The sequence below is a fragment of the Capnocytophaga sp. oral taxon 324 str. F0483 genome, assembly GCF_000318315.2.
GTDB lineage: Bacteria > Bacteroidota > Bacteroidia > Flavobacteriales > Flavobacteriaceae > Capnocytophaga > Capnocytophaga ochracea.
Genome location: NZ_KB291524.1, coordinates 58,889 through 69,751, shown reverse-complemented (window position 1 = coordinate 69,751; position 10,863 = coordinate 58,889). Strand labels below are relative to the sequence as shown.

The following is a 10,863-nucleotide window of genomic DNA, read 5'->3' as shown; positions in this document are numbered from 1 at the left end:
ACGAAAGAAAGAGGAAGAGGTGATAGGCCTTAGGGCATAGGCACTAGGGGGGAGTATGACGGAAAAAATAATGAAATGACGAATGACGAGAGACGAATGACGAAGAAAATGTGATGAAAATCTCTCGCGGACTTCCCTCGGAGAGAAGGAATGTGGCGAATCATTTATTCGGTAAGCCCCCGAACCCCCGAAGGGGGACAAGCTGGAAAAGGCGACAAACTTCCCCCTTTATACATACTTCGCTCTCGTGGGGCACATACCCAGCCGTCGCTAGCTACCTTCAAAGGGGGAATGTAATGACGGAAGGGTGATTTTAGAGTGATGTGGGAAAGATGTTTTGTGGTTTATAGAAAAAAATCATCATTTTGAAACGTTAAAATTGTTTAGGTGGAGTCATTAAGATACGGTGTGTTTTACACATATGAAAAAACGCATCAAAAGCCATATTTAGCATTATAATCTTCATAAAAAAGTATAAATAGGCTATTTTTATATGTTAATTATTCACAAAACATAAAAATATAAAAAGCTGAAAAACAGCTTTAAAAATGTTAATAAAAATATAAATGTGTTAAATATGCACATTTTTTTTGTAAAAAAATAGTGCAGTAAAAAAATAATGAGTATATTTGCTGAAAATTTTGCACACTATAGCTACTTACTATATAGGTGTTGTGAGATAATTAGTAATTTTATAGCAAGAAAATAGTTTAAGTAAATTTTTATCGACAATGAAAAGAATAGTATTGTTAATGCTCGCACTATGCACTATGGGGGGGAAAGCTCTTTCGCAAGAGCTGAACTTGCCACAAATGAACCAATATTTGGCAGATAGCGAATTTCTTATTGCCCCTACCTATGCAGGTATTGGGGACTTTGTGAGAATACGTCTTTCAGCAGGTACTCAATGGGTAGGCGTTAAGGGCGCTCCTGATTATCAATCGCTTGCGGGAGATATGCGTTTAGGAGAACGCAGTGGCGTGGGGCTTATGCTTTATAATGACCGCAACGGGAATACCAAGCAAATGGGGGGTAAAGCTACGTTTGCGCACCACCTTACACTTGACCGTTATGACAACCACTTTATTTCATTTGGTATTTCGTATGCCTTGAACACTTTTAGGATTGATATCGACAAGTTCGACAATATTCCTGACCCACAAGTTACTAACGACCGCTTTACTGTGAATCACAACTTTGATGTAGCGGTGCTTTACCGCTATAAAAGATGGTTTGTAAACCTATCTGGTTTGAACATCTTAAACAAGGATATTGAGCGTTTCTACAAAGAAGAGCCTAAGGCTTTGCGCAACTACCTTGTTTACGCAGGATACCGTTATAAAAAAGACAAGAACAGTCGTTTTGAAATAGAGCCTTCAGTACTTTATCAGTACTACGAAAGCGACGGGCGTTCTACTACTGATTTTAACCTTAAATTCCGCTGGATGGATTTAGACGATTATTATTGGGTAGGGGTGAACTATCGCTCGTTAAATGACCAAATCTTCAAACCACTAAACATTGGCCCTATGGCGGGGCTCAAACGCGGAATGGTGTACTTTGCATACTCTTACCAACTCCACTTAAACGAACTTATCAGATACAACTCAGGAACTCACGTGATAACCTTAGGTCTTGACCTATTCCAAGGAGTAAGTAACTGTAAATGTGCACAGCGATAGTAGTATAACAATATAGAATGCAACATATTATCTTAAAGAACATACGCGTTCGCGCCAATCACGGATGCCTTGCTGAAGAGGGTATTATAGGGAGTGATTACCGCGTGGATGTGAAGGTGAAAGTTCCTCTTGAAAAAGCTATTAAGAGCGACCGACTTGCTGACACGGTAGACTATGTACACTTGAACAGGATTGTAAAAGAAGAGATGGCTATACGGTCGGAATTATTAGAGCACGTAGCGGGTCGCATTATAGACAGGATATTCAAAGAGCTTTCTGAGGTTCAGAAGATAACACTTGAAATTGCGAAAATCAATCCCCCTATTAATGGCGACGTAGCCTCGGTGAGTGTAAAAATAAAACAGAAAAAACTTGCTAATTAAAAAAAAGGTAGTAACTTTGCACGCTGATACTACAAAACATAAAAAGGCATCGTGGCCGAGGGGCTAGGCAGAGGTCTGCAAAACCTTTTACAGCGGTTCAAATCCGCTCGATGCCTCACTTTTTAACTAAATAATCCACAAAATAAAAATTTCAAAAAGATGACAAATGTTTTAGACAAATTTATTCAGGATGTAAAAAATAACATTCCTGGTTTTATCGCCGTTTCAGTAACTGAAGTACGTTCAGGTGTTTCTTACGGCGCAGAATCAGTAGATCCTAATTTTGATCCTAACTTAGGTTCTGCTTATAACTTAGAGGTAGTGAAGGCTAAACAAAATGCTCTTCAAGCATTAGGATTGGCTACTAAAGAAAAAATAGATGAGATTATAATTGTTCTTACTGACCAAAATCATATTATTGATGTGTCAGCGAATGGTAGTTATTTCATTTATTTAGTAGTAGACTCGACCAAAGCGAACTATGGTATAACAAGAGCTCTACTTTCTAAATACAAAAAAGATTTAGCAGCTATATTCTAATCACAGCTCTAATTCCCGCACAATTAAGTTAGTAAAAGAATGTAAAGAAGTTATTATTAAAAGAAAGCTACCGTATTGGTAGCTTTTCTTGTATCTTTGCCTAATTAATTACAAAATATAATGGAAGCTACTGCAAAGACCTATACCGTACAAGAGGCAAAAGAGCGATTGGAAGCCTATTGTGCTTACCAAGAGCGTTGCCACCGCGAGGTAGTAACAAAACTGCGTACTATGGGTATGATACCTTTGGCTATTGATGATATAGTGGTACACCTGATACAAAACGGCTTCCTAAACGAAGAGCGCTTTGCTAAAAGCTTTGCCCGTGGGAAGTTTCGCATCAAAAAATGGGGACGCGTGCGCATAGAACGGGAACTAAAAACCAGAGGGCTTTCGGATTACAATATTGAAGTTGGCTTAGAAGAAATTGACGAAGAAGAATACATAGATACTTTTGAGATAGTGGCTGAGAAAAAACAAGCTACCATAAAAGAAAAGAACCTTTATAAAGCTAAAGCTAAACTGGCTAATTACCTACTGTATCGCGGTTGGGAGCCGGATTTGGTTTATGAGAAAGTAGAAGAATTATATGAAAAGTAGAGCACAGGAATCAACGAACGCTATAGAGCGTATGTATGTAACGATGAGACACCTCTTTTCAAGGGGTTTCTATAAACCTATGGGTATCTCGGGCGAGGCACTACGCGAATCACTACTGGTATTGCGTCCAGAAATCTATGGCAGTATTGCAGAGAGCAAATCGGAACTGAGCGGGCTTATTTACGTACTTGACCGTCTGCCTGAAGGGATTGAGCAGTGTAAATACATCAACCTAATTGCTGATGAGGGATACCGACAATCGCACTTCAAGCCTATTATCCCACCGAAACGTCGCCGCAATTGTTACCGTATAGATCCTGAGCAGATGAATATTGAAATCACTCGTGGTCGTTCGGATATTTACGACGTGCTTACGCACCTTACTTTCCTTTTTATAGAGTCACACAAAATCGCTGACCGCATTCTGTTAGACGACAATAAAATTTCGCACGATTGGGCAAAATTAGAAGCCAATATACAAAAGAATAAACTCACCCTTGCCGAGCGTGAGGCTACCTTTATACACATAGGCAACCTTTTAGGGCGCACTTTTGAAGAGGTGCTGGGGGCTTACAAAGCCTTAGCTACTCCTACCCTACCCAACCGCTTTATCCACATTATTTACTGGTTAGGCAAGCTCGCTCTGAACGAGCGCGTGAACGACGATAAGCGCACTATCACCTTTAGCACTGTATTGCGCGAGCGTATCGGGCATCATCTGCACGGAGAGATATGGGCGGAACACATCAAGCATATATTACTAAAAAATGGACTCTTAGAACGCCCGTTACACATCATCAGTGCCAATATGCACAGCGTAATGAACAGCTTATTTGCTGAAAAAGCACTTGCCAAAGAAGTGGAAGTAAGCTCACGTGTAGAACTCTTCGAGCTCCTAAGTCTGCCCGAAAGTGAACCTCTGCGCAAAAAAGTGAAGGAATACGCTCATAAACACGGAATGATTTCGGTAGACGATACTTCTGGTACGAACATCGACGTGCAACTGTTTGACACTGCCAAAATAGACTTTACAGATACACCATACGAAGTACATCATCTTGAAAAGGGTGAAAAACCTGTGATATTTGTAATGGACTACGCTTTTGGTGAACAAGCCTTTGAGACCATAGATGAACTCCTAAAACCTTATCACAAAGGAGGCAAGACCTATTTCTTAGACGTGCTTTCTATCTCAATTATGGGTAAGGCAGGCATCTTGGAAGGCGAGAAAGGAGACCTGATGATTCCTACTGCACACATCTTCGAAGGTACGGCAGATAACTATCCTTTCCACAACGAATTTACCAAAGCTGACTTTGAAGGCAATGGACTGAAAGTGTTTGAGGGCTCTATGATTACTGTGCTAGGAACTTCGCTACAAAATAAAGATATATTAAAATTCTTCCTACACTCTACGTGGAATGCAGTAGGCTTAGAGATGGAAGGTGTACATTACCAAAAAGCCATACAGTCGGCATCAAAAATACGCAAGAGCATACGTGAAGATGTGAAAGTGCGTTATGCCTACTACGCTTCCGACAATCCTTTGGAGACTGGTAGCACTCTTGCCTCAGGAGGCTTGGGTACTACGGGAGTAAAGCCTACCTACCTCATCACCTTTAAAATATTAGAGCAGATTTTTAATTAAGTACAAGTCACACAAACAGTCGTAACAGTACAAGCAATTAAAGTGAACGACACAAGTATTATTTTTAGAGGGTACGCTTTTTCAGAAAGCATTTGCTAATTTGATAATTAATTCCTACCTTTGTACCTTAAAATATTAGTGTCATCAAAATATGAAAAAAATAAGCTTTGTACTGATAGCATTGTTGGTCGCTATCGCTTGTAAGAAGAATGTAAATTTCAACAGCGACCCACTAGCTTTTAAAGATTATATTTCAGGGTATACCTCAGGGCTTATCTCTGCCCACTCAGGAATAAAAATACTACTGAATGAACCCTTGTCGCAAGACAAAATGGACAAGGTGAGCGACCTTAACCTCTTTGAAATTTCGCCTAAGGTGAAAGGAAAAGTGGTGTGCGTAAACCCTACACTTGTAGAGTTTGTGCCTGAAAAACCTTTGGTTCAAAACACAGAGTACCGCGTGTCGTTTTACGTGAAGAAGCTCTATGCAGTACCAAAAAAGGAACTGGAGATTTTCAACTTTACAGTGAAAACTTTTCAACAAGCGTTTCGAGTAAGGTCAAACGAGTTACAGTCGTACAACCGTGATTATTATTTTCTTAGTGCTGAACTCTTGGCTAATGACCAAATACCTTACGAAACCGCTAAAGAGATTTTAAAAGCGACTCTTGATGGGAAGAAAGTAGGCGTGAAGTTCCAGTCGCAAGGCACTAATAACAAGTTTGTAATTATCTTCGACAGCTTACCTCGTCTCAACAAAGAACAAACTCTTCAAATAAAATGGGACGTTAAAGACATACCTAAAGAAAACCTTATACCTTTCTCTTATACTATTCCGCAAAAGGGGGTATTCAAGGCTCTGAACGCTAAAACCGACGGTGCCAACCAGGCTTTTAGTGTAAACTTTTCTGACCCCTTAGAAAAAGAACAAGATTTTACAGGACTCATAAGCCTCAGCAATACCAATACTGCACTGAAATACAGCGTAAACGGCAACGTAGTGAAAGTCTTCCGCGAGGAACAAAAAGAGGGTGACTACAAGGTGTACGTTTCTAAAGGTATCAAGAATATCTATGGCGACCGATTGGAAAAAGAAGCAACTTTTGACATTAAATTCTTACAGCAAAAACCCGATATTCGCTTCCTTAAGAGCGGTACTATCCTACCGAGCTCACAGAATTTGAAAATCAACTTCCAAACTATCAACTTGCGCGCGGTGAATGTAACAGTATACCGCATTTTCGAGAACAATATCTTTCAGTTTTTGCAAGATAACGATTTGGGCGGAGGCTCGTATATACAGCGTGTAGGCAAGCCTATTGCACGAAAAGTACTCAAACTGAACGACAGCGCGCTCTATCCGCTGAACGAGTGGAATACTTATTCGCTCGACCTTGCTTCGGTGATTACACCCGAACCAGGGGCAATTTACCGAGTAGAATTAGGAATGACCAAAAACTATTCACTCTACGCTTGTGGTGCTAAAAACGAAGAACCTCTTGACCTTTCGTTTGAACAAAAACCATTAAATGACGACGATGTAACCTACTCTCAATACTATGATTACGACGAAGAATTCTATTGGGAAGAAGACGAGGATAGTCCTTGTAAAGACAATTATTACTACGGCAGAACGGTGGGTACCAATGTGCTTGCTTCCGACCTTGGGGTGATTGTAAAGAAAGGACAAACGAACAACTTTACCATAGTAGTAAACGACTTGCTCACTACCAAACCGGTAGTAGGAGCAATAGTAGAGGTTTTCAGCTACCAACATCAGAAAATACAAGAAGGCAAAACCGATAGTAAGGGAATATTGCGCTTAGACCTCAGTAGCCGTGCTTATTTTGCGAAAGTGAAAAAAGACAAGTTCACTACCTATGTGAAGTTAGACGACGGCGCACCACAGTCGGTAAGCAAATACGATGTAGATGGTATGCGCTTACAGAAAGGGCTCAACGGCTTTATCTATACCGAACGTGGCGTATGGCGACCCGGTGATAGCATTTATGTGGGCTTTATATTGAACGACTTTGCCCAAAAGACCCCTGAAAAACTGCCTATTAAACTGCGTTTTACTGACCCTTACGGAAAGGTGATAGCCGAGCGTATGCAGAGTAGCAACCCTACCAACCAGTATGTATTTGGACTAAAAACCAACTCCGATGCGCCTACGGGCAATTGGAATGTGAGTATCTCGGCAGGGGCTACGAAATTCAGTAAACGCATCAAGATTGAAACCATTAAGCCTAACCGTTTGAAGATAGAGAACAACCTTAACGGTAAACTTATCAGTCAAAAGGGCGATAATGTGCGCTTGCAAGTGTTGTGGTTACACGGCTCTCCAGCAGGTAATACAGGTGTGAGCGTGAAAGCGAAGTTCTACCCCTTAGAAACTGCCTTCAAAGGTTATGAAAAATACGTGTTCAACAATCGCGCTTATCAGTTTGAGAGCGAAGAGATGAACGTATTTGAAGGGCGTACCGATAGCAACGGGAATGCGAATTTCTACTTCAGAACGAACGACTTAGATGCTCCTGGTATGCTAAAAGTGAACTTCCTCACCCAAGCCAACGAAAGTGGTGGCGATTTCAGTACCGATGTGAGTACAGCCTCTTTCTCACCTTATAGTGAGTACGTAGGTTTACGTTTGCCCGAAACCAACAAATACGATTATTACAACACCCAACAAAACCACACTTTCGATGCAGTAGTACTCAGCGAAGAAGGCAAACCACTCAGCCATAAAGACGTATCGGTAACCGTGTATAAAGTAGGCTGGAACTGGTGGTGGGACGCTTCGAACCAGAATATCTCTACCTATAATAGCAGTAGTAGCAATGCTATTTACACCACTAAAAACATCACTACCGACAGCAGTGGTAAAGCACGTTTTACACTCAATATTCCGGATGCCGACTGGGGTCGCTATTTTATTATGCTTACCGATGACCAAAGTGGTCATAAGTGTGGCACGACTGCTTATTTTGATTGGGGTGACTGGAGTGGCAAATCGCGTGGCAGTGAAGGTAGTGAAGCGGTAATGCTCGCTTTGGGTACTAACAAAAAAGAATACAGCGTAGGTGAAAAAGCTAAGATTAGTTTCCCGTCAGACAAAGGCGGTCGCGCACTCATCTCGGTAGAAAACGGCAACGATGTACTCGAAACTCATTGGGTAGAGACCGCTAATAAAGAAACTACTTTTGAGGTACCTATCACCAATAAGATGACGCCTAATGTGTATTTCTATGTTACCCTCTTGCAACCGCACAACAAAACGCTCAATGATGCGCCTATACGCCTCTATGGGGTGATACCGGTGAAGGTGGTAGACAAGAATACCGTCCTCAATCCTGTCATTCAAATGCCCGACCGATTGACTCCTAACCAAAAAGTGAGCATCAAGGTAAGAGAAAAATCGGGTAAACCGATGACGTACACTTTGGCTATCGTAGAAGACGGACTCCTAAACCTCACCCGCTTCAAAACTCCTAATCCTTGGAATACTTTCTTTAGCAAAACTGCTCTTGGAGTAAAGACTTGGGACGTGTACGATGATGTAATAGGTGCTTATGGAGGTACTATCAATCAAGCGTTCAGTATAGGAGGAGACGAAGATTTAGGCGGTGCCGATGCACAGAAAGCAAACCGTTTCAAACCCTTTGTGATATTTAGAGGTCCGTTTGAACTGAAAAAAGGGGCAGGTAATACCCATACCGTGAAAATTCCTAACTATATGGGTTCTGCTCGTGTGATGGTAGTAGCCAGCGATGTAAAGGGCAATGCCTATGGTAGTGCTGAGAAAAAAGATATACCTGTGGTGAGTCCGTTATCGATTTTAGGTTCCTTACCACGCAAAGCAGTGCCTAATGAGAAAATCGTGTTGCCGGTAACCGTTTTTGCTATGGAAAAACAAGTGAAGAACGTATCGCTACAAGTAGAGACTAACGGTTTGTTTAAAGTAGTAGGCACACGCAACCAACAGTTGCACTTCGATAAAACAGGGGAGCAAATGGCTTACTTTGAACTTGAAACCACCTCGCAAACAGGAATTGGTAAGGTGAAAATCATTGCTACTTCGGGTAAGGAAAAAGCGACTTATGAGGTGGAAATGGATGTGTACAACCCTAACCCTGTAACTTATGTAGTACAAAACGCCGTATTGCAAGGCGGACAGTCGCATTCTCTCAATATCAATCTCTTTGGTGAAAAAGCCAAGACTGTATTAGAAGTATCGAGCTTCCCAGGTGTGAACCTTACCCAGCGTTTAGGTTATCTTATCGCTTATCCGCACGGTTGTAGCGAGCAACTCACCTCAGGGGCGTTCCCTCAACTTTTCTTAGCTGACTTTGTAACCCTTTCTAAAGAAAAAGCCGACGAGGTGAACCGCAATGTAAGTGCTACCATTAGCAAATTGTATGAAAACCAACTCTCTAATGGAGGCTTTACCTACTGGAAAGGAGGTAAATATGCCGATGATTGGGTAACCTCGTATATAGGTCAGTTTTTTGTAGAAGCCGAAAAGAAAGGTTATGTATTGCCCTCAGGTAGCAAACAGCGTTGGCTCGACTATCAGAACAATGAGGCGCGCCAATGGCGTTACGAGGGTAAATATCAAAACGATTTTGCCCAAGCCTATCGCCTCTATACTTTGGCTCTTGCCGGAAATCCTAACATAGGCGCTATGAACCGCTTGCGTGAACTCAGTGAGCTCACTCCTAACGCTAAACGCACTTTGGCAGCTGCCTACGCTCTTGCCGGACAAAAGCAAACCGCTGAAAAGCTCTTCCAAACCACTTCCATAGACGACGATGCCGATAGCTATTACGGCTCGGTGTTGCGCAATAAAGCAATGGCAATGGAAACCGCTTTGCTTATCGGTAGGAAAGAAGATGCAGGACGTTGGGCATTGGAGATTGCAGAAAAGCTCTCGACTAACGATTGGCTCAGCACGCAAACTACAGCCTATTCGCTTTATGCAATGGCAAAATATGTACAGAAGAACAAGAGCGGTAGAAATATCAATGCAAGCTATACCCTTAGTGGCAAAACCGAAAACTTAAAATCTACCGAGCCAATACTACAGAAGACGCTTGCAGCCAAAGGCAATGAAACTTTACAGGTGAAGAACAATGGCAACCAAACCCTCTATGTACGCCTCGTTACCAGCGGTATATTACCTGTAGGCAAAGAGCTCGCTATGCAAAACGGATTGGCTCTTAACACTACTTACCGCGATAGCAACGGACACACACTTGATGTGACCAATTTGCGCCAAAGCACTCAGTTTGTAGCTACTATTGAGATTACGAACCTCACAGGGGAGAGAGTAGACAATGTAGCACTCACCCAAATTATCCCTTCGGGCTGGGAGATTGTAAACACCCGATTTACTGACTATGATGAAGGTGATGGCAACGGCTATATAGACTACACTGATTTCCGTGACGACCGTGCGAATTTCTACTTATCGCTGAAAGCCAAACAAACGAAGTATATCAAGCTCAAGTTGAATGCTTCGTATGCGGGACACTATTATCTGCCAGGTACTTATGCTGAAGCAATGTACAGCAACCGCTACAATACCCGTACCAATGGTAGATGGGTGGAGGTAATTAGGAAATGAGAAAATGAGAAAATGAGATAATTAGAAAATGAGATGTGATATAAAAACTGCCTGCAGTAATGTGGGCAGTTTTTTTATTTGAAAGGTTTCTGAGAAGCTCGGAGGTGGGAGGTCGTAACACGGCAACCGTAGCACGGCAGGCAATTGTAGCACGGCAGGCGGGGAAAAATTAGCAAATGTGGAAGCGTTGAGGGGTTCGGAAGATTTCGGAGGAGTTCGGAAGAGAGGAGGGAGAGTATTTGGTGAAAAAAGGGTGTGAGGATGAATGTAGTTAGCTTATAGAGAGCTTATAGGAAGCTTATACGAATCTTGAACGATTGGTATAGGAAGGGTGTATAAGTAGTTGACTCATAGTATAATACAGCGATGTAAAAAATGGTAAAA

At 41.8% G+C, this 10,863-nt stretch carries 7 protein-coding genes and 1 tRNA gene; all 8 read left to right on the top strand.

Features of this window, described 5'->3' with window-relative positions; genetic code table 11:
- Positions 1-150: 150 nt before the first annotated feature.
- The 8 genes from HMPREF9072_RS12105 to HMPREF9072_RS06755 all read left to right on the top strand — a co-directional run bounded on the left by HMPREF9072_RS12105 (position 151) and on the right by HMPREF9072_RS06755 (position 10,479).
- Complete coding sequence (locus HMPREF9072_RS12105; protein WP_009750558.1) at positions 151-297, top strand: hypothetical protein; 147 nt, start codon at positions 151-153, stop codon at positions 295-297.
- Between the two features lie 434 nt (positions 298-731).
- Entirely contained in the window at positions 732-1,682 is a 951-nt protein-coding gene (locus HMPREF9072_RS06785; RefSeq protein ID WP_009411039.1) for a type IX secretion system membrane protein PorP/SprF, read from the top strand.
- 17 nt (positions 1,683-1,699) lie between these two features.
- On the top strand, positions 1,700-2,065 hold the full coding sequence (gene folB, locus HMPREF9072_RS06780) for a dihydroneopterin aldolase (protein ID WP_009411038.1): 366 nt from the start codon (positions 1,700-1,702) through the stop codon (positions 2,063-2,065).
- Positions 2,066-2,110: 45 nt separating this feature from the next.
- A tRNA-Cys gene (locus tag HMPREF9072_RS06775) sits at positions 2,111-2,181 on the top strand.
- 43 nt (positions 2,182-2,224) lie between these two features.
- The gene (locus tag HMPREF9072_RS06770) at positions 2,225-2,605 is read left to right on the top strand and encodes a hypothetical protein (protein WP_009411037.1); all 381 of its coding nucleotides are present in this window, start codon (positions 2,225-2,227) and stop codon (positions 2,603-2,605) included.
- Between the two features lie 120 nt (positions 2,606-2,725).
- Entirely contained in the window at positions 2,726-3,205 is a 480-nt protein-coding gene (locus HMPREF9072_RS06765; protein ID WP_009411036.1) for a regulatory protein RecX, read from the top strand.
- Positions 3,195-4,853 (top strand): hypothetical protein, encoded by a 1,659-nt coding sequence (locus HMPREF9072_RS06760; protein WP_009411035.1) that lies wholly within the window; start codon positions 3,195-3,197, stop codon positions 4,851-4,853. The genes HMPREF9072_RS06765 and HMPREF9072_RS06760 overlap by 11 nt, the downstream gene beginning before the upstream one ends.
- A 151-nt stretch (positions 4,854-5,004) precedes the next feature.
- The gene (locus HMPREF9072_RS06755) at positions 5,005-10,479 is read left to right on the top strand and encodes an alpha-2-macroglobulin (RefSeq protein WP_009411034.1); all 5,475 of its coding nucleotides are present in this window, start codon (positions 5,005-5,007) and stop codon (positions 10,477-10,479) included.
- Positions 10,480-10,863: the final 384 nt, after the last annotated feature.